Source organism: Streptomyces sp. (assembly GCF_036524955.1).
In the GTDB taxonomy this organism is placed as follows: Bacteria; Actinomycetota; Actinomycetes; order Streptomycetales; family Streptomycetaceae; genus Actinacidiphila.
This window is the reverse complement of sequence record NZ_DATDBG010000147.1, coordinates 51,161-75,729: the sequence shown is the minus strand read 5'-3', so window position 1 is coordinate 75,729 and position 24,569 is coordinate 51,161. Positions and strand designations below refer to the sequence as shown.

At 72.4% G+C, this 24,569-nt stretch carries 22 protein-coding genes; 13 read left to right on the top strand and 9 right to left on the bottom strand.

All coding sequences use genetic code 11. The features are described from left to right. Both VIW71_RS12180 and VIW71_RS12175 read left to right on the top strand, forming a co-directional pair. Positions 1-537: BadF/BadG/BcrA/BcrD ATPase family protein (locus VIW71_RS12180; RefSeq protein ID WP_331622128.1), on the top strand; the 537-nt coding region annotated here is incomplete at its 5' end. Between the two features lie 266 nt (positions 538-803). Continuing rightward, positions 804-1,673: a sirohydrochlorin chelatase gene (locus tag VIW71_RS12175; RefSeq protein WP_331622127.1), complete on the top strand. Its 870-nt coding sequence runs from the start codon at positions 804-806 to the stop codon at positions 1,671-1,673. 135 nt (positions 1,674-1,808) lie between these two features. On the opposite strand, the gene VIW71_RS12170 is transcribed toward VIW71_RS12175, so the two are convergent. Next, positions 1,809-2,849 (bottom strand): lactonase family protein, encoded by a 1,041-nt coding sequence (locus VIW71_RS12170; RefSeq protein ID WP_331622126.1) that lies wholly within the window; start codon positions 2,847-2,849, stop codon positions 1,809-1,811. Between the two features lie 696 nt (positions 2,850-3,545). On the opposite strand from VIW71_RS12170, the gene VIW71_RS12165 reads away from it, so the two are divergent. The 3 genes from VIW71_RS12165 to VIW71_RS12155 are packed head-to-tail and all read left to right on the top strand — an operon-like array spanning position 3,546 to position 5,526. Continuing rightward, positions 3,546-3,968 (top strand): hypothetical protein, encoded by a 423-nt coding sequence (locus VIW71_RS12165; protein WP_331622125.1) that lies wholly within the window; start codon positions 3,546-3,548, stop codon positions 3,966-3,968. A 25-nt stretch (positions 3,969-3,993) separates the two neighbouring features. Continuing rightward, a complete protein-coding gene (locus VIW71_RS12160; RefSeq protein WP_331622124.1) occupies positions 3,994-4,617 on the top strand; it encodes a twin-arginine translocation signal domain-containing protein in 624 nt (207 codons plus the stop codon). 12 nt (positions 4,618-4,629) lie between these two features. Further along, a complete protein-coding gene (locus VIW71_RS12155) occupies positions 4,630-5,526 on the top strand; it encodes a MauE/DoxX family redox-associated membrane protein (RefSeq protein WP_331622123.1) in 897 nt (298 codons plus the stop codon). A gap of 211 nt (positions 5,527-5,737) precedes the next feature. Here the strand turns inward: VIW71_RS12155 and ligD are convergent, their stop codons facing one another. Next, positions 5,738-6,742 (bottom strand): non-homologous end-joining DNA ligase, encoded by a 1,005-nt coding sequence (gene ligD, locus VIW71_RS12150; protein ID WP_331622122.1) that lies wholly within the window; start codon positions 6,740-6,742, stop codon positions 5,738-5,740. 178 nt (positions 6,743-6,920) lie between these two features. Here ligD and VIW71_RS12145 point away from each other — a divergent pair, with 178 nt between their 5' ends. Continuing rightward, positions 6,921-7,979 (top strand): ATP-dependent DNA ligase, encoded by a 1,059-nt coding sequence (locus VIW71_RS12145; protein ID WP_331622121.1) that lies wholly within the window; start codon positions 6,921-6,923, stop codon positions 7,977-7,979. A 75-nt stretch (positions 7,980-8,054) separates the two neighbouring features. Here VIW71_RS12145 and VIW71_RS12140 read toward each other — a convergent pair whose 3' ends face one another. Then, positions 8,055-8,477 (bottom strand): secondary thiamine-phosphate synthase enzyme YjbQ, encoded by a 423-nt coding sequence (locus tag VIW71_RS12140; protein ID WP_331622120.1) that lies wholly within the window; start codon positions 8,475-8,477, stop codon positions 8,055-8,057. A 262-nt stretch (positions 8,478-8,739) separates the two neighbouring features. Here VIW71_RS12140 and VIW71_RS12135 point away from each other — a divergent pair, with 262 nt between their 5' ends. Both VIW71_RS12135 and VIW71_RS12130 read left to right on the top strand, forming a co-directional pair. Next, on the top strand, positions 8,740-9,846 hold the full coding sequence (locus tag VIW71_RS12135; protein WP_331622119.1) for an NAD(P)-binding domain-containing protein: 1,107 nt from the start codon (positions 8,740-8,742) through the stop codon (positions 9,844-9,846). An 87-nt stretch (positions 9,847-9,933) separates the two neighbouring features. After that, positions 9,934-10,122 carry a hypothetical protein gene (locus tag VIW71_RS12130; RefSeq protein WP_331622118.1) on the top strand — a complete coding sequence of 63 codons (189 nt, stop codon included), beginning with the start codon at positions 9,934-9,936 and terminating at the stop codon, positions 10,120-10,122. A 61-nt stretch (positions 10,123-10,183) separates the two neighbouring features. Here VIW71_RS12130 and VIW71_RS12125 read toward each other — a convergent pair whose 3' ends face one another. After that, complete coding sequence (locus VIW71_RS12125; RefSeq protein ID WP_331622133.1) at positions 10,184-11,923, bottom strand: ABC transporter ATP-binding protein; 1,740 nt, start codon at positions 11,921-11,923, stop codon at positions 10,184-10,186. 175 nt (positions 11,924-12,098) lie between these two features. Between VIW71_RS12125 and VIW71_RS12120 the strand changes: the two genes are divergently transcribed. Beyond that, positions 12,099-12,638: a MarR family winged helix-turn-helix transcriptional regulator gene (locus tag VIW71_RS12120; RefSeq protein WP_331622117.1), complete on the top strand. Its 540-nt coding sequence runs from the start codon at positions 12,099-12,101 to the stop codon at positions 12,636-12,638. A gap of 13 nt (positions 12,639-12,651) precedes the next feature. Here the strand turns inward: VIW71_RS12120 and mscL are convergent, their stop codons facing one another. The 3 genes from mscL to VIW71_RS12105 form a co-directional block, all read right to left on the bottom strand. Continuing rightward, positions 12,652-13,092, bottom strand: a complete 441-nt coding sequence (mscL, locus tag VIW71_RS12115) for a large conductance mechanosensitive channel protein MscL (RefSeq protein WP_331622116.1) — start codon at positions 13,090-13,092, stop codon at positions 12,652-12,654. A 139-nt stretch (positions 13,093-13,231) separates the two neighbouring features. Continuing rightward, entirely contained in the window at positions 13,232-14,626 is a 1,395-nt protein-coding gene (locus VIW71_RS12110) for an alpha-amylase (RefSeq protein WP_331622115.1), read from the bottom strand. 271 nt (positions 14,627-14,897) lie between these two features. Then, positions 14,898-15,629: a hypothetical protein gene (locus VIW71_RS12105; protein ID WP_331622114.1), complete on the bottom strand. Its 732-nt coding sequence runs from the start codon at positions 15,627-15,629 to the stop codon at positions 14,898-14,900. 200 nt (positions 15,630-15,829) lie between these two features. Here VIW71_RS12105 and VIW71_RS12100 point away from each other — a divergent pair, with 200 nt between their 5' ends. Together VIW71_RS12100 and VIW71_RS12095 are read left to right on the top strand one after the other, a co-directional pair. After that, positions 15,830-17,659, top strand: coding sequence for an ABC transporter ATP-binding protein (locus tag VIW71_RS12100; RefSeq protein ID WP_331622113.1), 1,830 nt, complete (start codon positions 15,830-15,832; stop codon positions 17,657-17,659). Then, on the top strand, positions 17,656-19,437 hold the full coding sequence (locus VIW71_RS12095) for an ABC transporter ATP-binding protein (protein ID WP_331622111.1): 1,782 nt from the start codon (positions 17,656-17,658) through the stop codon (positions 19,435-19,437). Before VIW71_RS12100 ends, VIW71_RS12095 begins: the two co-directional genes overlap by 4 nt. 50 nt (positions 19,438-19,487) lie before the next feature. On the opposite strand, the gene VIW71_RS12090 is transcribed toward VIW71_RS12095, so the two are convergent. After that, entirely contained in the window at positions 19,488-20,282 is a 795-nt protein-coding gene (locus VIW71_RS12090; protein WP_331622132.1) for a metal-dependent hydrolase, read from the bottom strand. A gap of 134 nt (positions 20,283-20,416) precedes the next feature. Between VIW71_RS12090 and VIW71_RS12085 the strand changes: the two genes are divergently transcribed. Together VIW71_RS12085 and VIW71_RS12080 are read left to right on the top strand one after the other, a co-directional pair. Then, positions 20,417-22,930: a DEAD/DEAH box helicase gene (locus tag VIW71_RS12085; RefSeq protein ID WP_331622110.1), complete on the top strand. Its 2,514-nt coding sequence runs from the start codon at positions 20,417-20,419 to the stop codon at positions 22,928-22,930. 25 nt (positions 22,931-22,955) lie between these two features. Then, positions 22,956-23,822, top strand: coding sequence for an acyl-CoA thioesterase (locus VIW71_RS12080; protein ID WP_331622109.1), 867 nt, complete (start codon positions 22,956-22,958; stop codon positions 23,820-23,822). 298 nt (positions 23,823-24,120) lie between these two features. Here VIW71_RS12080 and VIW71_RS12075 read toward each other — a convergent pair whose 3' ends face one another. Further along, positions 24,121-24,525, bottom strand: coding sequence for a roadblock/LC7 domain-containing protein (locus VIW71_RS12075; protein ID WP_331622108.1), 405 nt, complete (start codon positions 24,523-24,525; stop codon positions 24,121-24,123). Positions 24,526-24,569 lie beyond the last annotated feature (44 nt).

Below are 24,569 nucleotides of genomic sequence, written 5' to 3'. Positions count from 1 at the left end.
TGGGGGCACCTGCTGGGCGACGCGGGCGGCGGCGCCTGGATCGGCCGCGCCGGACTGGACGCCGCGCTGCGCGCCCACGACGGACGGGCCGGCGGATCGCAGGCTTTGCTGGCCCGGGCGCGGAAACGGTTCGGCCCGGTCGAGACACTTCCGGGTCAGCTCTACCCGCGCCCCGACCGGCCCGCCGTACTGGCGTCGTTCGCGCCCGAAGTGGCCGATTGCGCCGCCGAGGACACCGTGGCCTCGGAGATCCTGCGGCAGGCCGCGGCGCACATGCTGGAGTCGGCCGCGGCGGTACGCCCGGGGCCCGGCAGGTTCGATGTGGCGCTCACCGGCGGGCTGGTCACCATGGGCGAACCGCTGCTCGGCCCACTGCGCCAGCAGGCAGCGCGGCTGCTGCCGGACGCCGCCCTCGTACCGGCGGCCGGTGGTCCACTGGACGGCGCGCTGCTGATCGCGGGCGCACTGCACCGTGACGACCTCACGCTGCCCGAGGATCCGGCTCTGCTCTTGCTGGTCCGGCAGCCGGCCGGCTGATCCGGCGCCGCTCCAGGTGCGTCCGGCACACCGCGAGGACCGACCAGGGCTCCGGTCAGAGCTCGTCCGGCGCGGCACAGACCGGCCCGCCACCGCCCGGGCCCCACCGGCCCCGTGCAGACCGGCCCCACGCAGGCCGGCCCGGAACTGCTCAAGCGTGTTCGATAACCGAACGTGAGCAGTGAAACGGACAGTTCCGGACAGGTCTGACCTGCCTCGTACCCACCCGAACACATCAGCGCCGCAAGGCGTTAGCATGCGACGCCATGAGCACTGCCACAGGCCCCGGTCTCCCCGTTCGCAGGCCTCGCCCCCAACCAGGACGCCACCGCAGGCCGGAGGCGCTGGCCGCGCCCGAAGGCGCGCCGGTGCTGGTACTGGCCGTTCCAGGCAATCCCACCGCTCCGGCGCTCAGCCTGGCCGAGGAGGTCGTGAGCATCGCGCGCTCCGAACTGTCCGGCCTCGACCCGCGGATAGCCTTCGTCGACGGTGACGACGAGGAGTTCCCGGGCTTGCGGACCGTCCTGGACGAGGTGGCCGCGGACCGCCGCGGCGAGGACATCGCGGCCGTCGTGGTACCGCTGCTCGCCGGGCCCGAGGCGTCGGTGCTGCGCCGGATCCGGCAGGCGGTCGTCGACAGCAAGGCGCAGGTCGAGCTGACCGATGTGCTCGGCCCCCATCCGCTGCTCGCCGAGGCACTGCACGTGCGCCTGTCCGAGGCGGGTCTGGCACGGGCCGACCGCGCGCGGCTGTTCACCGTGGCGACGGCCGCCGACGGCATCATCCTGGCGACGGTGGGCGGCGAGGAGGCGGCACAGGCCGCCGGCGTCACCGGGCTGCTGCTGGCCGCGCGCCTGGCCGTACCCGTGCTGGCCGCCGCGCTCGACGAGGACGGCGCGATCGCCCGGGCCGCCGAGCAACTGCGGTCCTCCGGCTCGTCCACGCTGGCGCTCGCGCCGTGTCTGATCGGCCCGGAGATCGCCCCGCAACTGCTGCACACCGCCGCCGCGGAGGCCGGCTGCTCCGGTGCTGACGCGCTCGGCCCGTACCCGGCAGTCGGCAAGCTGGTCGTCACGCGGTACGCCGCCGCGCTGGGCATCGCGCCGCAGCAGCCGCAGACCGCGCAGGCCCGCTGAGCCGCGTCGCACCGCGTTGAGCCGCGGTGACGGACGGAAAGGGGCGGCCCGGATTCCGTGGCCGCCCGCTTCGCCGTACGAGTCCGGACGCTCAGCCCCCGGACGCTAAGCCCTGGGCGCTCAGTCTCCGGACGCTCAGCCGAAGAGCACGCAGGACACCGCGGGCAGCGTCAGCGAACCGGTCTGCTCGGGGATGCCGGTGGCGGGCTCGACGTCGAACCAGGTGACGTCCCCGGAGCGCTCGTTGGCCGCGTAGAGCCGGGTGCCCGTGGGGTCGAGCGTCAGGTGGCGCGGCCAGTCGCCGCCGCAGCTCACGGTGTCGACGAGGTCGAGCCGCTCGCCGGTCTCGTCCACGGTCAGCACCGCGATGCTGTTGTGCCCGCGGTTGGCGGCCCAGGCGAACCGGCCGTCGGGTGAGAGCACCAGCTCGGACGGGTAGTTCTCACCCTCGGCGTCCGGCGGGAGCACCCGGGTCTCGGCGATCGGGCGCAGGCTGCCCTTGTCGGCGTCCCAGCGGCAGACGGTCACGACGGAGTCGAGTTCGTTCATCACATAGGCGTGCTCGCCGTCCGGATGGAAGGTGAGGTGGCGCGGGCCGATCCCGGAGCGCAGGCCGAGTTCGCGTTCGATCTCCAGCTCGCCGCTGGTGCGGTCGAGTTCGCAGACCCGTACCGAGTCGGTGCCGAGGTCGACGCTGAGCGCCCAGCGCCCGCTGGGGTCGGTCAGTACGGCGTGGGCGTGCGGGGCCTCCTGGCGCTCCCGGTCGGGGCCGTCGCCCTCGTGCTCCAGTACGGAGCGGACCTCGCCGAGCGCGCCGTCGCCCCGCAGCGCCAGGACGGTCACGCTCCCGGGCGCCGCGTAGTTGGCGGTGAGCAGGTGGCCCTGGTGGACGCAGAGATGGGTGGGCGAACCGCCGCGTACGGGTACAGGGGCGCCGAGCAGCCGGGGCGCGGCGGGGTCGGCGAGGGAGAACGCGGCGGCAGCGCCATCGGATCCGGTCTCGCTGACCGCGTAGAGGGTTCCCCGGTCCGCGGAGAGGGCGAGGAAGGAGGGGTCCGGCACCTCGGCCGTGTCCCCGAGCGCGGTGAGCGCCCCCGTGTCCGGGTCCACGGTGGCCGTGGTGAGGCCACGGCCCCCCACGGACGTGAACGACCCGATGTATACGTGCCCGGCCACTGCCGTACCTCTTCCGCCCGATGTCTGTACGGCGGCTGAGAGTAGTACCTGACGCCGGCACCGTCGCCCCCGGGTCCCGCGCCCGCCGCCGACCAGGCCGTACGAACCGGGCTCGCACGGGCCTGAGTTCGTCACCCACCGCGCCCGCTCAGGCGGCCTCGCGCCGGTACGGCCACACGCACGCGTACCGCCCCGGGCTCGTACCAGGCCGCGCTCGCACAACCCGGCGCCCGCCGGTTCGGGCCGCGAGCGCCGCCCTCGGCTGCGCGCGCAACGGCACCGCGAGATCCGTGAGCGCGGTTTCCAGGCCGTGCGGGGTGGGCGAGGACACACGCCACCCGCGGGTCGGCTGCGGACGGCGCGGTCGGCGGTACGGATTCGGGTGACGACCGACCTCGTCCCCCCTCTGGCGGACACGGGTAGAAGCGAGCATCATGGCCGTGTTCCACCTGCACTGCCGACTCATCTGACCCACACGGCACAGCAGGAGGTCTGCCGACGAGGCTGCCCGCAAGCGTGTTCCGCTCCAGGTGCACCACTGTCCACAAGGGCGCGGATCCTCTTTGAGCTTGTCATGGGCACGCAATTCTCGCGACACCTCCCCGACCCGCCGCGGCCTCCCGTTCCGCGGCGCCCCCGTGCCGCGCGTCATTGTCATGCACAGGTCATCACCTGTGCCCAGCGAAGGGAATCGACATGGCTTGCGGATCGACCAGCCTCTGGGCAGGGGAAGGCACCTGGTTCTGCTGCGGCAGCGGCTGGGGCCCCTGCGGCAGCACCGGGACCGGCGCGTGCGGCACCTGCCAGTCCAGCAAGCACCAGGCAGCGTGGCCCAACACCTCGCAGGCGTGCTTCGACATCACCCGGCCCGACCTGTGCGGCGAGACCATCGTCCGGCGCGGCTGCGGTTCGGTGATGAACGTGCGTCACCAGTGCTCCGGCGCCACGGTGTGTGTCACCGTGGCCGACTGCGGACCGCGGACCAAGAGTTTCTGCGGCGAGACGGCCTGCTGCAACGGCACCTGCCGCACCAACCGCGTCATCGACCTGACCCCCGCCGCGTTCTCGGTGATCGGGAACCTCAGCTCCGGCAAGCTCCCCGTCTTCATCTACGAGTGACCGACGCGTCAGGAGGAGGACCGGCATGACCAGCAGTCAGCAATCCGGCGGGCGGGGCCTGGACCGCAGGCGTTTCCTCACCACCGCGGCAATCGGCGGCGCCACCATCGTGGGCGCCTCCGCGCTCGGCGGGATCGACGCGGACGCCGCGTTCGCCGAGCCGATGCCGTCGCTCGACCCCGCGATCTCCACGTCGGCGTTCGCCGAGGGGCGGATCACCGCGATCAACGGCAGCGTGCTGGAGGTGGCCGGCTCCTACGGCGACCAGCACCTCATCCAGCTCACCAACGCGACGAGCATCTGGAAGCTGCACCCCACGACCGCGGACGCGATCAGGACCGGCGACGGCCTCTACGCACGCGGCGTGGACATGCCCGACGGCACGATCGCGGCGGACGCGGTGTGGGTCAACATCGTGAACATCTACGTCACGGTCCGCGGCATCGCCAAGGACCGGCTGCACCTGTCGCACGGCAACCACGCGGTGGTCGGCCGGATCGTCCCCGCCACCACCACCGCCTCCTACCTCGGCGGCGCCCTCACCTCGGACCTGTCCCGGGTGCGGATCGGGCAGTCGGCGCAGATCCTCGGCGCCTGGCGGCCCGACGACGACACCATCGACATCGCCCGCATCACGGTCGGACACTGAGGGGGCGCGGCGGTGATCCCGATCATCTCGAACCTGGCGCCCCTGGTCTTCGGTGTGCTGCTGGCCGTGACAGGCGCGGGCAAACTGTTCGGCCGGCAGACCGCGCAGCTGGCCGCGAACACCGTACTGGTACGGGTGCTCGGCGAGGCACGGCGGGCGACGCTGGCACTGCGCACCCTGGGCGCCGCCGAAGTGGCCGTCGCCGCGGCGCTGCTGGCCGCTCCTGCCTCGGTCGCCCCCGGCGTCGCGACGGCGCTGCTCGGCGCCGGTTTCACCGGGTATCTCGGCTACGCCAAGGCCACCGCGCCCGAGTCGTCCTGCGGATGCAGCGCCCGGGACGAGGGGCCGATCGGCACCCGGGCCTTCACCCGGGCCGGGGTTGTCCTGCTGGGCGGCGTCGCGGCGGCGACCGCGGGCAGCCCGTGGTGGTCGCAGATCTCCGGTCGTCCGGGGCCGTCCGCCGCGTTCGTCGTGCCGGCCGCGGCGCTGCTGCTCGCCCTGACCGCGGATCTGGACCGGCTGTGGCTGATGCCGCTGCGCAGGCTGCGGTTGCGGGTGTTCGGCCACCCACTGGCCGGGGCCGGCGAACGGGTCCCGGTCGCCGCGTCCGTGGAACTCCTCGAACACTCCCTGGCCTGGGTGGCGACCGCTCCGGTGGTCCGGTCCGCGCTGCTCGACCACTGGGACGACGAGGGCTGGCGCGTACTGCGCTTCGCCGGCGTGTACGAGGACGCGCGCGGCACCCACCCGGTCAGCGTGCTGTTCGCGCTCGACCGGTCGGCGACCATCGACACGACGCCGAGCCCCGCGGTCCGCGTCACGCTCGTCGACGACGAGACGGAGGAAGTGGTCCCGGCGGACCTGTTCGCCGCCGTACCGGAGCGGACGATGCTGCCGCTGGCGAACTGAGGGGGCTGTCCCCGACCACCCGGCCCACCCGTCGCGGGGCATGTGCGCACGGGTACCGCGCAGGCCGAGACCTCCGGCGGGCTCCGTGCCGGCCGGAGGTCTCGCGCCGCCGTCACGAGAGGCGGGGTCCGGCGGCGGCGTGGCGATCGACCGCCGCCTCGGCCGGTTTCGCGGGACGGTCACCCGCCCGGCATGAGCGGGCAGGGCGCCCTCACTTCTTGGCACGGCTCGGCTGGACGCGTTTCGGCTCGCCCTTCATCTTCGGGTGTTCCGGCGGGTACGGCAGGTCACCGAGGCCGTGCTCGCGCTCGTCACGGTCGGCCAGTTCCAGGGCGGCCTCCAGCCGGAAGGCGTGCTCGTCCATGTCGGCGTGCACGTCCCCGAGTTCCGCGAACCGGGCCGGCATGCTGGCCAGGTCGAAGTCGGCCGGTACGGCACTGGGCACCTCCTCCCAGCGCAGCGGCGCGGACACCGGGGCGTGCGCGAAGGGCCGTACGGAGTAGGCGCTGGCGATCGTACGGTCGCGGGCGGTCTGGTTGTAGTCGACGAACACCTTGGCGCCCCGTTCCTCCTTCCACCAGGCCGTGGTGACCCGCTCCGGGCTGCGCCGCTCCAGCTCCCGGGCCACCGCGATCGCCGACCGCCGAACCTGCGTGAACGTCCACTCGGGAGCGATCGGCACAAAGACGTGCAGACCCCGGCCGCCGGACGTCTTGGGCCACCCGGTGAGCTCCAGCTCCGCCAGCACCTCCCGAAGTCCCAGGGCGGTCCGTACCACGTCGGTGTAGTCGGTGCCCGGCTGCGGATCGAGGTCGATACGCAGTTCGTCCGGGTGCTCGGTGTCGTGCCGGCGCACCGGCCAGGGGTGGAAGGTCAGGCACCCCAGGTTGGCCGCCCACACCACGGCGGCGGGCTCGGTGGGGCAGATCTCGTCGGCGTACCGTCCGCTCGGGAACGCGATCCGCCCGGTCGGGATCCACTCGGGCAGGTTCTTCGGCGCGCGTTTCTGGAAGAAGGACTCGCCGTGCACGCCGTCGGGGTACCGCTCGAGCGTCGTCGGCCGGTCCCGCAGCGCGCGGAGGACCCCGTCGCCGACGCTCACGTAGTAGCGGGCCACGTCCCCCTTGGTGAACCCGCGCTCGGGGAAGTACACCTTGCCCGGGTTGGACACCTTGACCGTGCGCCCGCCGACAGTCAGCTCCAGCGTCTCTGCCATGCCCCCCCGCTAGGCCGGATGGACGGCGGGCGCGCGCCGGCGGACAGGACGCGCGCGGGAGGCGTGCGGCGGGCCCGGCACGCGTACGGACACGGCTCGGCCCTCCGACGCGCGGCGCAGGGGACGCGGCTCGGCCGCCGACAGGCGCGAACGCGTCCCGGCTCGCACAATCGATCGCATGGACCTGCCCGTCATGCCCCCCGTCTCGCCGATGCTGGCGAAGACCGCCGCGGTGATCCCGCCGGGCATGCAGTACGAGGCCAAGTGGGACGGTTTCCGGGCCATCGTCTTCCGGGACGGCGACGAGGTGGTGCTGGGCAGCCGGTCCGGGAAGCCGCTCACGCGGTACTTCCCCGAGGTGGTCGCCGCCTTGCGCGCGGAGCTTCCGCCGCGATCCGTCCTCGACGGCGAGATCGTGATCGCCCGCGGCGGGCGGCTGGACTTCGACGCGCTGCTGGAGCGCATCCACCCCGCGGAGTCGCGGGTACGCCATCTGGCCGAGGTGACACCGGCCGCCTTCGTGGCGTTCGACCTGCTCGCGCTGGGCGACGAGTCGCTCATGTCCGTGCCGCAGCGGGCCCGCCGCGAGGCGCTGACCGAGGCGATGCGGGGCGCCGCCGCCCCGGTCTTCACCGCGCCCGCGACGGACGATCTCGATGTGGCCCACGCGTGGTTCGAGCAGTTCGAGGGGGCCGGTCTCGACGGCGTCGTCGCCAAGCCGCACGAGCTGCCGTACCGGCCGGGCGAACGCGTCATGGTCAAGGTCAAGCACGAACGGACCGCGGACTGCGTGGTTGCGGGGCTGCGCCCGCACAAGAGCGGTCCCGTCGTGGGCTCCCTGCTGCTCGGCCTGTACGACACGGCCGGCCGGCTCCAGCACGTCGGCGTCTGCGCCTCCTTCCCGATGGCCAGGCGCCGGGCGCTGATGACCGAGCTGGAGCCGCTGCGGATGGACTCCGTGGCGGGCCACCCGTGGGAGGCGTGGACCAGCGAGGAGGCGCAGGCCGCCGACCGGCTGCCCGGCGGCCCCAGCCGGTGGACCGGGAAGAAGGACCTCTCCTGGATCCCGCTGCGGCCCGAGCGGGTGGTCGAGGTCGCGTACGACCACATGCAGGGCGACCGCTTCCGGCACACCGCGCAGTTCCGCCGCTGGCGGGACGACCGGGAACCGGAGCAGTGCACGTACGCCCAGCTGGAGGAGCCGGTCACCTACGACCTGGCGGACCTGCTGTCGTGACGGGCTCGGGCGTACGTCCGCGGTGGTGTGCGGCGTACGCCCGTGCCGTGCCGCGTGCGCGCGTGCCAGGCCGGCTCAGCCCAGGAAGCTCAGCCGGACCTGGCGGCGGGTGTTGTCCACGTTGGTGTCGACCAGGACGACCGACTGCCAGGTGCCGAGTTCCAGCCGGCCGCCGATCACCGGGAGGGTGGCGTGCGGCGGGACGAGGGCGGGCAGCACGTGATCGCGGCCGTGGCCGCGGCTGCCGTGGCGGTGCCGCCAGCGGTCGTCGGCGGGCAGCAGGTCGCGGAGCGCCGCGAGCAGGTCGTCGTCGCTGCCCGCGCCGGTCTCGATGACGGCCACGCCGGCCGTCGCGTGCGGGGTGAAAACGTTGAGCAGCCCGTCGCGCCCCCGCGCCGCCTCGCGCAGGAAGGAGCCGATGGCGCCGGTCAGATCGTGCACGGTCTCGGTCGAGCCGGTGGTGACCTCGATGACGTGGGTGGTGAAGGTGTCGGCCATACCTCCATGATCACCCACCGTCCGGGCGGCCGGGACGCCGTCGAGCGCCTAGGCGCGACTCGGCAGGCGGCAGGCGGCAGGCGGCAGGCGGCAGGCGGCAGGCGGCAGGGGAACGCTCGCGGGCCCGGATACGGGTACGGCCGCGGGTTCGGAAAACCCGCGGACAGCCGATTGCCTCGCATGCCGATGGGGCAGGGCGCGGCGTGTCCTGGGGAAGCTTTCTCCGGGCCGGGTGGTTGGCAGGGCCGTGGAAGAGGCCGGAATGACGCACGCAGCCGGTGCACGGGACGGCGGGCGGAACATCGACGTAGCCGTGATCGGCGGGGGCCAGGCGGGTTTGTCGGCCGGGTACTTCCTGCGCCGCGCCGGCTTCCGGCCGGAGTCGGACTTCGTGATCCTGGACCACTCCCCCGCGCCGGGCGGCGCCTGGCAGTACCGCTGGCCCTCCCTCACCTACGGCAAGGCGCACCGCGTGTACGGGCTGCCCGGCCTGCACCTGGGCGACGCCGACCCGGACCGCCCGTCCGCCGAGGTGGTGAGCGCGTACTTCGCCCGCTACGAGGACGCTTTCGACCTGCGCGTCCACCGCCCGGTGGACGTTCGCGCGGTACGGGACCAGGCCGGCGGGCGGCTGCGGGTCGAGACCGGTGCGGGCGTGTGGTCCGCGCGGGCGCTGCTGAACGCGACCGGTACCTGGGACCGGCCGTTCGTGCCGTACTACCCGGGCCAGGAGACCTTCCTCGGGCGGCAGGTGCACACCGCGGGCTACCGGGGCGCCGCCGAGTTCGCCGGGCGGCACGTCGTCGTGGTCGGCGGCGGCACCTCCGCGGTGCAGCTGCTGACGGAGCTGGCGGAGGTCGCCCGTACGACCTGGGTGACCCGCAGGCCGCCGGTCTTCCGCGACATGCCGTTCGACCAGGAGTGGGGACGGGCGGCCGTCTCCCTGGTCGCGGAGCAGGTGCGCCGCGGGCTGCCGCCGCAGAGCGTGGTCAGCGTGACGGGTCTCGCCGCGACCGAAGCGATCCTGGACGCCCGGGCGCGCGGCATCCTGCGCCGCGAACCGGTCTTCGACCGGATCACCCCGCACGGCGTGGCCTGGCACGACGGCCGCACGCTCGACGCCGACGTCATCCTGTGGGCCACCGGCTTCCGCGCCGCGCTCGACCACCTCGCCCCGCTCGGACTGCGCGAGCCCGGCGGCGGCATCCGGCTGGAGGGCACCCGCGTGGTGAAGGACCCCCGCGTTCACCTGATCGGTTACGGCCCCTCGGCCAGCACGATCGGTGCGAACCGGGCCGGACGCACCGCCGTACGCGACGTCCTCGCTCTCCTCGCGGCGGGTGAGCGTTCACTCGAAGGTGCCGGCTGATCTCCGCGGCGCTCGCCTCTCTCACCGGAACGGCGGCGCTTCGCGGTGTGTCCGCCGCGGGATCCGGCCAGGCTCTAGGGTCTGAGCATGGGGCGACAGAACTGGAAGACCACGCTCGCGGCCGGTTCGGCGACGCTCGCGCTCGCCGCGGTGTCCCTGGTGATGGCCGCGGCGCTCGGCGAGGTCGCGTGGCCGACGGTGATCGCGGTGGCGGCAACGGCGGTGGTCAGCGCGGTGGTGGTGCTGGCGACGGACGGGGAGGGCCGCCGCCCGTGATCCTCCGGCGGGTGCCGCGGCCCGATCGGCGCGGTGTGTGACCGCCGTACTCGGCCGGGTGTCAGGGGACCTCCACGGTGGTCGCCAGCCGGGTGTCGCGTCGCACGAGAGCGGCGTACCGGCCGCCCAGATCGAGGAGTTGGTCGTGGGTGCCGCGCTCGACGATGCGGCCGGCGTCGAGGACCACGATCTGGTCGGCGTCGCGAACGGTGGACAGCCGGTGGGCGATGGTGAGGGTGGTGCGGCCGGCCGAGAGCGCGTCGATGGCGTCCTGGACGGCGGCTTCGGTACGGGTGTCGAGCGCGCTGGTGGCCTCGTCGAGGATGAGGACCGGCGGGTCGCGCAGGATCGTACGGGCGATGGCCAGTCGCTGCTTCTCGCCGCCGGAGAACCGGTAGCCGCGCTCGCCGACCAGCGTGTCGTAGCCGTCGGGCAGGGCGGCGATGTGGTCGTGGATCTGCGCGGCCTCGGCGGCGGCCCGGATCTCGTCGTCGGTCGCGTCGGGCTTGGCGAAGCGCAGGTTCTCGGCGACGGAGGCATGGAAGAGGTACGTCTCCTGGGAGACGACGCCGACCGCGGCGGCCAGCGTCTCGAAACTGAGGTCGCGCACGTCGGTGCCGTCGAGGGTCACCCGGCCGCCGGTCACGTCGTACAGCCGCGGCACGAGGTAGCTCAGCGTGCTCTTGCCGGAGCCGGTGGCGCCGACGACGGCGAGGCTGCGGCCCGCGGGGAGGGCGATGTCGATGCCGCGCAGGGTCGGTTCGCCGCCTTCGGGGTCGTAGGCGAAGTCGACGTTCTCGAAGCGGATGTCGCCGTGGACCCGGTCGAGGCGGACGGCGTCGGGCCGTTCGGTGATGTCCGCCGGGAGGTCGAGGTACTCGAAGATGCGCTGGAAGAGCGCGAGTGAGGTCTGCACCTGGACGCCGGTGGACAGCAGGCTCACAGTGGGGCGGAACAGTCCCTGCTGAAGCGAGACGAAGGCGACCAGGGTGCCGATGGAGACGCTGGGGCCGCCGCGGCCCGCGGTGAGGCCGGCCGCCCAGTACAGCAGTGCGGGCATCGCGGCCATCACGATGCCGATGACGGACATCCGCCAGCGGCCCGACATGTTGGAACGCACTTCGAGGTCGACGAGGCGTTCGGACTCGGTGGCGAAGTCGCGGGTCAGCGATTCGGCGCGGCCCATGGTGCGGCCGAGCAGGATGCCGCTGACCGACAGTGACTCGGTCACGATCGCGGACATCGACGCCATCTGCTTCTGGCGTTCGGTGGTGATCTTCTTGCGTTCGCGGCCGACCCTGCGGGCGATCCACACGAAGACCGGGAGCAGCAGCACCGACACCACGGTCAGCCGCCAGTCGAGGGCGACCATGGCCACGATCGAGGCGATCACGGCGGTGGCGTTGGAGACCAGGGAGGTCGCGGTGGAGGTGACGGTGGCCTGCATGCCGCCGATGTCGTTGGCGATCCTGGACTGCACCTCGCCGGTGCGGGTCCTGGTGAAGAAGGCCAGCGACATGCGCTGCAGCCGCTCGTAGACGGCGGTGCGCAGGTCGTGCATGACGCGCTGGCCGACGGTGGTGGAGATCAGGGTCTGCACGACACCGAAGATGCTGTTGGCGACCGCGGTGGCGATCATGCCCAGGGCGAGCAGGCTGAGCAGCCCGGTGCGGCCCTGCGGGATCGCGGTGTCGAGGATCGCCCGCAGGAGGAAGGGCGAGGCGACGGAGACGAGGGAGGAGAGGGCGACCAGCACGCCGACGCCGGCGAGGCGCCCGCGGTAGGGGCGGAAGAGCCGCATGATGCGGCGTACGTCGGTGGGTCCGGTTTCCTTCTTCGGTGGCGTCCACCGGGAGACGAGATCGATTTCGGGTCGCAACGGACTCCTTGCGGGTCGGGGTGGCGGCGTCCTTCATGGAGTGTAATTCATTGTTACCTACGCTCATAATGAACCACATCCTGATACGCTCGGGCGCATGGAACCCCGCACCGCCGCCGGCACCACCTCCGTTGCCCGGGCGACGGCCACCGCCCTCAGCCCGGAGGAGATCACCGGGCGGCTCGCCGACCAGCTCGTCCGGCTGAGCAGGCGGCTGCACCGCTCCCAGCGCCGGCTGCTGGAGCCGCTGGGCATCACCCCGGCCCAGGCCCGGCTGCTGCGCACCCTGGCGCACTGCGACCAGCCGCCGCGGATGGCCGATCTCGCGCAGCGCCTCGACGTGGTGCCGCGGGCGGTGACCACACTGGTGGACGCGCTGGAGGCGCGGGAGCTGGTGCGGCGGGTCCCCGATCCGCACAACCGGCGGGTGATCCGCATCGAACTGCTGGAGGGCGGCGGCCAGGCGCTGCTGGATCTGCGCCGGGCCCGCCGTACGGCCGCCGCCGAACTGCTGGGTCCGCTGGACGACGGCCAGCGCGCGGCGCTCACCGCGCTGCTGGACGTACTGGACGAGGGCGAACCGCGGGCCGACGGGACCGGGCAGGCCGGTGGGCACGAGTGCGCGGCGATGCCGTGAGGCCTCGTCCGGGCTACTTGCCGAGGTCGGGCGCGCCGCCCTGGGCGACGACGGCCGGTGCCACCACGGCGGTGCAGGCACTGCACCGCCCGGCGGCGGCCGGGATCGCGGTCAGGCACTCCGGGCACTCGCGCATCGGCGCGGACGCGGCCTTCGGGAAGAACCGCTCCTGCATGCGGTTCATCGGCAGCACGACCAGGAAGTAGATCATCGACGCGACGATCACGAAGCCGATCGTCGCGTCGATGAACACGCCGTACGGGAAGGTCACGCCGGACGCGTGGAACGTCTTGGCGCTGAAGTCTCCGCTGGCTCCGCTGACCAGGCCGACGACGGGCGTCAGGAACGCCTTGACGAAGCCGTTCACCAGGCTGGTGAAGGCCGCGCCGACGACTATGCCGACGGCGAGATCGACGACGTTGCCGCGCAGCAGGAAAGCGCGAAAGCCCTTCATGTATGAGGGTCCCCTCTGTGGTCAGGATCTTGGAGGTCCACAGTGTGCCGCGTCCTGCCGCAGAGGGGCCAACCGGCGTGTGTGACGTCACATCGCTCCGCCGGGAACATGCCGGGCCGGTGGTCGCCGGTCGCGTCCGCTACACGCAGGGCGCCCCGGCGTAGAGGGCGACCGCGTCGTTGGCACCGACGGTGGCGGTGAACCTGCCGTCCGTGCCGACGGTGTACCTGGCGCCGCCGTGCTGCACGTCACAGTAGGTGCCGCCCGGCAGCGAGGTGGTGAACGTCCGGGTGATCGCGCCGCCCTCGTGGTTGATCGCGACATAGCCCTTGGCGCCGCGCCCGAAGGCGATGGCGTTGTTGCCGTTGTCCCACCAGTTGGTGACCGCGGTGCCGGAGACGGCGTTGCGGAAACCGACCATGCCGGCGATCTGCGGCCAGGCGTGCTGGCACTTCCAGCCGTCGCTGTAGCAGGCGTTGACGGTGCCGCCGAGCGGCGGGCCGGCGTCGTTGTCCGAGAACTCGTAGCCGGAGTAGACGTTCGGCGAACCGTACGGCCACGCCAGCAGGTAGACGTTGGCGAGGGTGTAGGTGGCGTTGTACTTGTAGTTGAGGGTGGATCCGTTGCGCTCGGTGTCCCAGTTGTCCACGAAGGTACGGCTGTTGGCGCTGGGCAGGTAGCCGGCGCCCCACGCGGCGCCCCAGCTGTTCAGGTAGGCCAGCCTCTCGCTGGTGAAGATCCGCTTCAGGTCGAACGCACCCTGGAAGACGTCCACGTCGCCGGTGCCGGTGTACTCTCCGGGCTGCACGGCCTCGCCCGCGCCGTAGATGACCTCCTGGGCCCAGAAGATCCCCGGTTTGCTGAGCTTGGCCTTGACGGCGGACAGGTCGGCGGCGGCGATGTGCTTGGCGGCGTCGATCCGGAAGCCGTCGACGCCCATCGAGATGAGGCTGTTGAGATACCCGGCGATGGTGGACCGCACATAGTCGCTGCCGGTGTCGAGGTCCGCGAGGCCGACCAGCTCGCAGTTCTGCACATTGCCGCGGTCGGCGTAGTTGGTGATGCTGGTCCGGCAGGTGTGGAAGTCCCAGTCCTGGTAGTAACCGGGGTAGTTGTACTTCGTGTAGTTCGTGCCGCCGGTCCCGGTGCCGGAGCCCGCGGACATGTGGTTGATCACCGCGTCGGCGATGACCTTCACACCGGCGGCGTGGCAGGTGTCCACCATGTGCTTGAAGGAGGCGGCGTTTCCGAGCCGGCCGGCGATCTTGTAGCTGACGGGTTGGTACGACGTCCACCACGCGGAGCCCTGAACGTGCTCCTGCGGCGGGGAGACCTCCACGAAGCCGTAGCCGGCGGGGCCGAGGCTGCTGGTGCAGGCCGAGGCGACCGAGTCGTACTTCCACTCGAAGAGCGTCGCGGTGACGTCCTTGCCGCCGGGCGGGGTCGCCTGCGCCTGGTACTGCGAGGAGACGGCGACCAGGCCGGCCGCGGCGACGGACACGGCCAGCACTGCGTTGAGTAAGCGGGATCTCATGGGCGGCTCCTTCGGTGTACGGGCACGCGTGGTGCCCTCGAAGGCAGCCACGCGCCTGGCCGCCGGGTGGGGGAACGGAACCCCGCGGTCCCTCGGGGTTCCGCGGAGGAGGATCCCGCTTTGGATGCGGACACGTCAATACGGTGAGCGGAAGAAGTTCCGACCCGTTGCTGCAAGGGTGTTGCGGGAGGCGGCGGGGCTGAGGCTCGCACGCGGGCGGGCCTGACGCGGGCTCAGCCCGGCCGGTTCGGCTCAGCCCGGCCGGTTCGGCTCAGCCCGCGAGATGCGCCTTGTCACCCATCACGACGACGGGGTTCGCGGCGGGGTCCAACGTCCGCAGCAGGTACCGCATCGCGTCCTTCGGCAGCGTCACGCAGGCGGCGCTTCCACTGCCGTGATCCATGTGCAGCCAGATGCCGCCGCCCTTCGACCGGCCCAGGGGCCGGGTCGGGTCGTTCGGTGACGTGCCGACGACCCGGTTGTAGTCGATGGCGATCACATAGTCGAAGTCGTGCTGGTAGTCGGGCAGCCAGGAGGCGGGCGGAGCGAAGGACCGCGAGTGGTGGTAGGGCAGCTGCGCACCGGGGTCGGCGAGGACACCCCCCGCGTCGTGCAGGGTGAACACGCCGATCGGGCTCTTCCGGTCCCCCTCGTGGTGCTCGGAGGTCCACCCGTGGTCGCCGTTGTGCGCCGCCCAGCTCGGGCCGCGGTGCCATCGGTCACCGGTCCTGGTGAACAGTGCGACGGTCGCGTTGGCAGAGGTCGGGCCCGCGCCGTAGACCACGACGGCCTGCCGGGCGGAACCGGGCACCTTCGCGGACGTCGCCGGGCCGATACCGGGCAGCGTGCGGCTGTCGGGCGTGGGCGCGGCAGCCGCGACCGGCCGTTTGCCGGCGCGTCCGGTGGCGCCGGAGTCCTCCGGGCCGCCCCCGCCGCTGCCGCAGCCCGCCAGGAGCAGAGCGCCGACCGCCGTCGCCGCCCCCATCGTCACCGTTCGCCGCATGACTCCCCCCTCTTCCGTCCGTGCTGGTGAACGTGCGTACGGCCGTGGCTCGTTCCCGTCCCCCGCGCAAAAACCAGTTGACCGGGTACAGGCCGCGAGGCGAGTCTTGCACGGCTCCGGACCGCTCCCGGCATGGTCTCTCCGTGTTACGCCACCGATCGCGCTCCGCCGACCTTCCCACCCCTATACCCCAGGACATCATGCCGTCCCTACGCAGCCTTCCCCTTCCCGATCCGGGCACGCCCGACGTCCGGTCGGGTCTCCGTTTCCTGCTCTGGCTCGAGGTGCGCCAGTGGCGCGGGCAGCTGACAGCAACCGCGTGGGGCACCCTCCATCTGTCCGCCGTGGCGGCGTTCCCGGCCGCGGTCGGCATGGCGGTGCAGGCCGTCGTGGACGGTTCAGGTGCGCGCCTCGCGCTTTCGGGCGGGCTGATGCTGCTGCTCGGCGCGCTGACCGCGCTCTGCGACACGATGCTGCACCGCACCGCCGTGACCAACTGGATCTTCGTCGCCGCCAGGGTCCAGCAACTGCTGGCCCGCAAGACCGTCGAACTGGGTTCCGTCCTCACCCGGCGGGTGGCGGCCGGCGAGGTGGTGGCGGTCAGCACCGGCGACGTGGAGAAGATCGGCTGGTTCGTGGAGACGATGGCACGCTTCACCTCCGCCCTGCTCGCCTCCGTCGGCATCGCGGTCGCCCTGCTGGTGTACCAGCCCGCGCTCGGCCTGCTGGTCGCCGCGGCCCTGCCCGTACTGGCGCTGGCGGTGCTGCCGCTGCTGCCCGCCGCCACCCGGCGGGCCGATCTCCAGCGGGAGAAGGCCGGCCGGGCGACGGAGTTGGCGGCCGACACCGTCGCCGGTCTGCGGGTACTGCGCGGCATCGGCGGCGAGGAGCTCTTCCTCGACCGGTACCGCCGCGCCTCCCAGCAGGTACGCACCGCAGCCGTCCACAGCGCCCGGATGTGGGCGCTGATCAGTGCCGTCCAAGTGGCGCTGCCCGGACTGCTGCTGGTCGCGGTCGCGTGGTACGGCGCCAGGCTCGCACTCGACGGGCGGATCTCGGTGGGCGAACTGGTCACCGTGTACGGCTCGGTGGCCTTCCTGATGCTCCCGCTGCGGAACTTCGAGGAGATGGCCATGGCCTGGTCGTTCTCCCGGCCTTCCGCCAAACGTGCCGCCCGCGTACTGGCCCTGCGGCGGGTGAACGCGGACCTCGCGCTCGACGGGGACGCGTCGGCCGCCGCCGGCGACCTGTACGACCCGGAGTCCGGGCTGCGCGCACCCGCGGGGCTGCTCACCGCTGTGGTGTGCGGGGACCCGGACGCGGCGGGGCGGCTGGCCGACCGGCTCGGCGGACACAGCCCGGCGGCTGCCGCGGGTGCGGCGTCCGCGCTGCTCGGCGGGCAGGCGCTCGACGCCCTCCCGCTGGCGGCGGCCCGCGCGGCCGTACTCGTCCAGGACAAGGACCCCATCCTGCTCTCCGGGACCCTGGCCGAACTGCTGGACGTGCCGTCGTCCGGCCGGGTCCCGGCGCGGGCCGCGCTGGCTGCGGCGCAGTGCGGAGACGTACTGGACGCGCTGGCGCAGTCCCTGGCCGGCGCGGACGCGGAATCCGGCGATCCGATGCGGGCCCGGATCACCGAACGCGGCCGGTCCCTGTCCGGTGGCCAGCGCCAGCGGCTCGCCCTGGCGCGGTCGCTGGTGGCCGACCCGCAGGTGCTGGTGCTGGACGAGCCGACCTCGGCCGTGGATGCCCACACCGAGGCCCGGATCGCCCGCACCCTGAAGGAGATCCGCGCCGACCGTACGACCGTTGTCCTGACGTCGAGTCCGCTGGTCCTGGACCGCGCCGACCGCGTGGTCCTCGTGGAGGACGGCACGGTGACCGCGACCGGAGGCCACCACGACCTGCTGCGGACGAACTCCCGGTACCGCGCCGTGGTCACCCGCGACACCGAAGCCGAGTCGTCCGCGGTTCCCGCACCGGCCGCTCCGGCGGCCCGTACCGCCCTGCCGATGGAGGAGTCCGCATGATCGGCGTCCCACCGCCGGACTACGATCCGGACGCGACGCGGCAGAGCACGACCCTTCTGGTGGGCTCCCCGGCGACGGTACGCGCCTACGTGCGCGAGCTGGCCCGGCGGCACCGGCGTGCCTTCGCCGTGCTGGTGACCGTCAACACCGTCGCGGTTCTCGCCTCGATGGTCGGCCCCTACCTGCTCGGCGGCCTGGTGGAGGACCTGTCGACCGGCGACCGGGAGATCGGTCTGGGGCGGACGGTGGCGCTCTTCCTCACCGCACTGGCCGTGCAGGCGTTCTTCGTCCGGCTGGTGCGGCTGCGCGGGGCGATCCTCGGCGAGCGGATGCTGGCCGACCTGCGGGAGGACTTCCTGGTGCGGTCGGTGGCGCTCCCGCCGGGCGTGCTGGAGCGGGCCGGTACCGGTGACCTGCTGTCGCGGATCACCACCGACATCGACCGGCTGTCCAACGCGATGCGTGAGGCCGTGCCGCAGCTCGCGATCGCCGTGGTGTGGGCAGGACTGCTGCTCGGCGCGCTCACCGTCACCTCGCCGCCGCTCGCGCTGTCCGTCCTGGTCGCCCTGCCCCTGCTGCTGGCGGGCTGCCGCTGGTACTTCCGGCGCGCCCCGCAGGGCTACCGCTCCGAAGCCGCCGGATACGCGGCCGTCGCCGCGGTGCTCGCCGAGTCGGTGGACGCCGGGCGCACCATCGAGGCGCACGGACTGGGCGTCCGCCGCGAGGAGCTGTCCCGGCGCCGGATCGGCCAGTGGGTGGCGTGGGAGCGCTACACCCTGTGGCTGCGCAGTGTCCTGTTCCCGGTGATCAACCTGACGCACACGCTGATCCTGGCCTCCGTGCTGATGATCGGCGGCGCCTTCGCGCTGCGCGGCTGGGTGACGGCGGGCGAGCTGACCACCGGCGCCCTGTACGCGCAGATGCTCGTCGATCCGGTCAACCTCATCCTGCGCTGGTACGACGAGCTCCAGGTCGCCCAGGTGTCACTGGCCCGGCTCGTCGGAGTGCGCGAGATCGCCGAGGCCGAGGGCGACGAGGCGATCTCGCCCGACGGGCGGGAGGTGGCGGCCGACAGGGTGCGGTTCGGCTACCGGGCGGGCAGCGACGTGCTGCACGGTGTGACGCTGAACGTGCCGCCGGGCACCCGGCTGGCCCTGGTCGGACCGTCCGGCGCGGGCAAGTCCACTCTCGGCCGGCTGCTGGCCGGGATCTACGCCCCGCGCACGGGCGAGATCACCCTCGGCGGCGCGGCCCTGGCCCGGATGCCCGCCGAGCGGGTCCGCGAGCACGTCGCCCTGGTCAACCAGGAGCACCACGTGTTCGTCGGCACGCTGCGCGACAACCTGCGGCTGGCCCGGCCGGAGGCCGCGGACGAGGACCTCTGGGAGGCGTTGCGGGCGGTGGACGCCGAGGACTGGGCGCGGACGCTGGACGACGGGTTGGACACGGAGGTCGGGTCCGGCGGGTCGGTGCTGACCCCGGCCCAGGCGCAGCAGCTCGCCCTGGCGCGGCTGGTCCTCGCCGATCCGCACACCCTGGTGCTGGACGAGGCGACCTCGCTGCTCGACCCGCGCGCCGCCCGCCACCTGGAACGCTCGCTCTCCCGCGTGCTCGACGGCCGCACGGTCGTCGCCATCGCACACCGGCTGCACACCGCGCACGACGCCGATGTCATCGCGGTGGTCGAGGAGGGACGGATCAGCGAACTGGGCAGCCACCACCAGCTGGTCGCGGCGGGCGGCGCCTACGCGGCGCTGTGGCGGTCCTGGCACGGCTAGTGCCGCGCCCACCGGTGCGGTCGGGTCGAGCGGCCCGACCGCACCCGGGGTCAGCCGATGACGCCCAGGGCGCCGAGCGCGCTTGCCCCGCCGAGCAGGAAGAACACCGGGGTGAGCACCTTGAGCTCCACCCAGCTCCCGGCCCGGAACCGCATGAACTTCGGCGGACCCACCGGGTACCAGCGCTTGCGGCCGATCGGTATCGGCCACAGGATCGGGCACCCCGACACGGTCAGTGCGTCGCCGAGGCAGTGCACCAGCGCGCCCAGCACGATCGGCAGGCCGATCCAGACGTACTGCAGGTCCGGCTCGGTGAACAGCCAGGCCTTGCCGTTGCCGGGGTCGTCCAGCACATCGGCGAGCACCCAGGCGCTGGTGGCACCGAGCAGCCAGACCAGGACGTCGCTCGACATCCGGGCATGCCGCCACAGCAGGCCCTCCACGGCCAGCACCATGTGGACGAAGAGAATCCCCAGCACCGCCCAGCGCCCACCGTAGACAGCGGCGGCCGAGGAGCCGGAACCGAGCAGCACGGCCCAGACCCAGGTGTGGGTCAGGGTGCGGTGACCGCCGGAACGCCTGGGGTCGCCCATCTTCCTCGTCGCCTTGTACGCGGAGTGCGCCAGCCCGTCGATGATGCCGCACAGGGCTCGCGAGAAGGGTCCGAAGGCCCGTGAGATCGTGGCCGCCTTGTGATCGAGGTCGGGGGCGAGTGCCGCACCCGCGCAGATGAGCGCACCGACCACCAGCGTGGGCCACGGCATCGGGTGGTCGACGCCCGCCGCGACAGCCCCGACGACGAGCCACGCCGCCGCTCCGGACAGTGAGTGCGCAGGTCCCATCATGGTGGTGCTCATCCCCCCTGGACAACCGCCCGCAGGCGTTGTTGACGCGTCGTCGACGGCACACCCTACCCTTGGCGATCGCGGTCTTCTCCTCCGGTTCCACCGCTCATGGCCGGGACGGGCAAGATGGAGGGGTGACCCTTATCGATCAGCTCCCCGCCGACCCCGGCCCCGATGCCCTCTTCGAAGCGTTCTCGACGTGGGCCGAGGGACAGGGCATCTCCCTCTACCCCGCCCAGGAGGAGGCGCTGATCGAGGTGGTCTCGGGTGCGAACGTGATCCTCTCCACCCCCACCGGCTCCGGAAAGAGCCTGGTCGCCGCCGGTGCGCACTTCGCCGCGCTGGCCCGCGACGAGGTCACGTTCTACACCGCGCCGATCAAGGCGCTGGTGTCCGAGAAGTTCTTCGACCTGTGCAAGCTGTTCGGCACGGAGAACGTCGGGATGCTGACCGGCGACGCCTCGGTCAACCCGGACGCCCCGGTGATCTGCTGCACCGCCGAGGTGCTGGCCTCCATCGCGCTGCGGGACGGCAAGGACGCCGACGTCGGCCAGGTCGTCATGGACGAGTTCCACTTCTACGCCGAGCCGGACCGCGGCTGGGCCTGGCAGATCCCGCTGCTCGAGCTGCCGCAGGCCCAGTTCCTGCTGATGTCGGCGACGCTCGGTGACGTCTCCCGGTTCGAGGAGGACCTGACCCGCCGTACCGGCCGCCCGACGGCGGTCGTACGGTCGGCCACCCGACCGGTGCCGCTGAGCTACGAGTACCGCTCCACCCCGCTGACGGAGACCCTCACCGAACTCCTGGAGACCCGCCAGTCCCCCGTCTACATCGTGCACTTCACGCAGGCGGCGGCTGTCGAGCGGGCGCAGGCACTCATGAGCATCAACATGTGCTCGCGCGCCGAGAAGGACGCCATCGCCGAACTGATCGGCAATTTCCGCTTCACCACCGCCTTCGGCCGCAACCTGTCCCGCTTCGTGCGGCACGGCATCGGCGTGCATCACGCCGGGATGCTGCCCAAGTACCGGCGGCTGGTGGAGAAACTCGCCCAGGCCGGCCTGCTCAAGGTGATCTGCGGGACGGACACGCTGGGCGTGGGCGTCAACGTGCCCATCCGCACGGTGCTCTTCACGGCGCTGACCAAGTACGACGGGCAGCGTGTACGGGTTCTGCGGGCGCGGGAGTTCCACCAGATCGCCGGCCGCGCGGGGCGGGCGGGGTTCGACACGGCGGGCTTCGTGGTGGCGCAGGCGCCCGAGCATGTCATCGAGAACGAGAAGGCGCTCGCGAAGGCGGGCGACGATCCCAAGAAGCGCCGCAAGGTGGTGCGGAAGAAGGCTCCCGAGGGGTTCGTGAGCTGGTCCCAGAGCACCTTCGAGAAGCTGATCGGGTCCGAGCCCGAGCCGCTCACCTCCCGCTTCCGGGTGACGCACGCGATGTTGCTGTCGGTCATCGCCCGACCGGGCAACGCCTTCGAGGCGATGCGCAGGCTGCTGGAGGACAACCACGAGGACCGGCGGTCCCAGCTTCGGCACATCCGCCGCGCCATCGCGATCTACCGCTCGCTGGTGTCCGGCGGTGTGGTGGAGCGGCTCGACGAGCCGGACTCCGAGGGCAGGATCGTGCGGCTCACCGTCGACCTCCAGCAGGACTTCGCGCTCAACCAGCCGCTGTCCACGTTCGCGCTGGCCTCCTTCGAACTCCTCGACCCCGAATCCCCCTCGTACGCCCTGGACATGGTGTCCGTCGTGGAGTCCACCCTCGACGACCCGCGGCAGATCCTGGCCGCGCAGCAGAACAAGGCGCGCGGCGAAGCGGTGGCCGCGATGAAGGCCGACGGCATCGAGTACGAGGAGCGCATGGAGCGCCTCCAGGACGTGTCCTACCCCAAGCCCATGGAGGAGCTGCTGCTGCACGCCTACGGCGTCTACCGGAAAAGCCACCCGTGGGTCGGCGACCACCCGCTCTCCCCCAAGTCCGTGGTCCGCGACATGTACGAGCGGGCCATGACCTTCTCCGAGTTCACCTCGTACTACGAACTCGCCAGGACCGAGGGCATCGTGCTGCGCTACCTGGCCGGCGCCTACAAGGCGCTGGAGCACACCGTGCCGGACGATCTGAAGTCGGAGGACTTCCAGGATCTGACCGCCTGGCTCGGTGAGCTGGTCCGGCAGGTCGACTCCAGCCTGCTCGACGAGTGGGAACAGCTCGCCAACCCGGAAGAGGAGAGCGCCGAGGAGGCCGCCGAGCGCGCCGACCAGGTCAAACCGGTCACGGCGAACGCCCGCGCCTTCCGTGTCCTGGTCCGCAACGCCCTCTTCCGCCGGGTCGAACTGGCCGCGCTGGAGAAGTACGAGCAGCTCGGCGAACTCGACGCGGAGAGCGGCTGGGACACCGACGCGTGGGCGGACGCCATGGACGCGTACTGGGACGAGTACGACGACCTCGGCACCGGTCCCGACGCCCGCGGCCCGAAGCTGCTGCTCATCGAGGAGCAGCCGGAACACGGCCTGTGGCGGGTGCGGCAGACCTTCGCCGACCCCGACGGAGACCACGGCTGGGGTATCTCCGCCGAGGTCGACCTGGCGGCCTCCGACGACGAGGGCCGTGCGGTGATCCGGCTGACCGGCGTGGGCGAACTGTGAACCGGGCGATGACGAAAGGATCGCGATGAGCAATCCGGCCGAGCGGCTGGTCGATCTGCTCGACCTGGAGCGGATCGAGGAGAACATCTTCCGCGGGCGCAGCCCCGAGGAGCGGCTGCAGCGGGTGTTCGGCGGCCAGGTGGCCGGGCAGGCGCTGGTGGCGGCGGGCCGTACCACGGACGGTACCCGGCCGGTGCACTCGCTGCACGCGTACTTCCTGCGGCCGGGCCGGCCCGGCGTGCCGATCGTCTACCAGGTCGAGCGGGTGCGTGACGGCCGCTCCTTCACCACCCGGCGGGTGGTGGCCATCCAGCAGGGTCGGACGATCTTCAATCTGACGGCCTCCTTCCACCAGCCGGAGCCAGGTTTCGAGCACCAGTTGCCGATGCCCGCGGTACCGGAACCGGAGAGCCTGCCGCGGCTCGGCGACGAACTCCGGGCGCACCTGGGAGTGCTGCCGGAGACGCTGGAGCGGATGGACCGACGCCAGCCGTTCGACATTCGCTACGTGGAGCGGCTGCGCTGGACGCCCCGGGAGATCGAGGGCGCCGAACCGCGCAGCGCGGTGTGGATGCGCGCGGTGGGACCGCTGGGCGACGATCCGCTGGTGCACACCTGCGCGCTCACCTATGCGAGCGACATGATGCTGCTCGACGCGGTGCGCGTACCGGTCGAACCGCTCTGGGGGCCGCGGGGCTTCGACATGGCCTCCCTCGATCACGCCATGTGGTTCCACCGGCCCTTCCGCGCCGACGAGTGGTTCCTCTACCAGCAGGAGTCACCCACCGCGACCGGGGCTCGCGGGCTGGCGCGGGGCCAGATCTTCGACCGCCAGGGACGTCTCGTCGTCTCCGTGATGCAGGAGGGGTTGTTCCGCAAGGTCGGTGGCTGACCGGCGCCCCCGGCAGCCCGCGCGGTCCGCGCCGCGCGCACGGACCGGCTGCGGGCGGCGGCGCCCGGCGGTGGCATCCCCGGGGGGAGCGGCGCCGTCCGCAGCGTGGAAGCGAGTCCCACAACCAGGTTGGGGAAGCCGATCCCGTGGTCATGGCCGCGCGTTGACCCTGACGGGCTGCGGTCGCCGGATGGACCGCCGCCGGGCTGACCGCCGCGGGATCGGCACCGCCGACACCGAACAGCCGGCACGGGACCGCCCGGGACCGCCGGAATGCGACCGCCCCCGGGCAACGGTGTCAGAACGGTGCCGCGCCGGATTGCCGGGGGGCGACCCCGAGGTGCTCGCCGACCCGGTGAACGAGGAGGGTCATCTCGTAGGCGACCTGACCGACGTCGGCTTCCATGCCGCTGAGCACGGACAGGCAACTGCCGTCGCCGGCGGCGGTCACGAAGAGAAAGCCCTCGTCGAACTCGACCATGGTCTGGCGGACACCTCCGGTGCCGAACTGGCGGCCGGCGCCCTTGGCGAGGCTGTGGAACCCGGAGGACACGGCGGCCAGATGTTCGGCGGTCGGACGGTCCAGGTCTCCGCTGACTCCGGTGACCAACCCGTCGTTCGACAGGACGAGCGCGTGCTGCACATGCGGCACTCGCTGCGTCAGGTCGTCGAGCAGCCATGCGAGCCCGTTGCCCACCGTCATCGCCTGCCTCCCGTTCTCCGCTGCGGTACGAGCCTGTACCGGTC

Excerpts from the sequence above, each read along its gene's own strand:
- VIW71_RS12105 (WP_331622114.1), bottom strand. The coding sequence starts at position 15,629 with ATGCGGCGAACGGTGACGATGGGGGCGGCGACGGCGGTCGGCGCTCTG.
- mscL (WP_331622116.1), bottom strand. The coding sequence starts at position 13,092 with ATGAAGGGCTTTCGCGCTTTCCTGCTGCGCGGCAACGTCGTCGATCTC.
- VIW71_RS12145 (WP_331622121.1), top strand. The coding sequence starts at position 6,921 with ATGGACCTGCCCGTCATGCCCCCCGTCTCGCCGATGCTGGCGAAGACC.
- VIW71_RS12080 (WP_331622109.1), top strand. The coding sequence starts at position 22,956 with ATGAGCAATCCGGCCGAGCGGCTGGTCGATCTGCTCGACCTGGAGCGG.
- VIW71_RS12165 (WP_331622125.1), top strand. The coding sequence starts at position 3,546 with ATGGCTTGCGGATCGACCAGCCTCTGGGCAGGGGAAGGCACCTGGTTC.
- VIW71_RS12090 (WP_331622132.1), bottom strand. The coding sequence starts at position 20,282 with ATGATGGGACCTGCGCACTCACTGTCCGGAGCGGCGGCGTGGCTCGTC.
- VIW71_RS12075 (WP_331622108.1), bottom strand. The coding sequence starts at position 24,525 with ATGACGGTGGGCAACGGGCTCGCATGGCTGCTCGACGACCTGACGCAG.
- VIW71_RS12100 (WP_331622113.1), top strand. The coding sequence starts at position 15,830 with ATGCCGTCCCTACGCAGCCTTCCCCTTCCCGATCCGGGCACGCCCGAC.
- VIW71_RS12135 (WP_331622119.1), top strand. The coding sequence starts at position 8,740 with ATGACGCACGCAGCCGGTGCACGGGACGGCGGGCGGAACATCGACGTA.
- VIW71_RS12125 (WP_331622133.1), bottom strand. The coding sequence starts at position 11,923 with ATGCGGCTCTTCCGCCCCTACCGCGGGCGCCTCGCCGGCGTCGGCGTG.
- VIW71_RS12095 (WP_331622111.1), top strand. The coding sequence starts at position 17,656 with ATGATCGGCGTCCCACCGCCGGACTACGATCCGGACGCGACGCGGCAG.
- VIW71_RS12140 (WP_331622120.1), bottom strand. The coding sequence starts at position 8,477 with ATGGCCGACACCTTCACCACCCACGTCATCGAGGTCACCACCGGCTCG.
- VIW71_RS12175 (WP_331622127.1), top strand. The coding sequence starts at position 804 with ATGAGCACTGCCACAGGCCCCGGTCTCCCCGTTCGCAGGCCTCGCCCC.
- VIW71_RS12160 (WP_331622124.1), top strand. The coding sequence starts at position 3,994 with ATGACCAGCAGTCAGCAATCCGGCGGGCGGGGCCTGGACCGCAGGCGT.
- ligD (WP_331622122.1), bottom strand. The coding sequence starts at position 6,742 with ATGGCAGAGACGCTGGAGCTGACTGTCGGCGGGCGCACGGTCAAGGTG.
- VIW71_RS12110 (WP_331622115.1), bottom strand. The coding sequence starts at position 14,626 with ATGAGATCCCGCTTACTCAACGCAGTGCTGGCCGTGTCCGTCGCCGCG.
- VIW71_RS12120 (WP_331622117.1), top strand. The coding sequence starts at position 12,099 with ATGGAACCCCGCACCGCCGCCGGCACCACCTCCGTTGCCCGGGCGACG.
- VIW71_RS12130 (WP_331622118.1), top strand. The coding sequence starts at position 9,934 with ATGGGGCGACAGAACTGGAAGACCACGCTCGCGGCCGGTTCGGCGACG.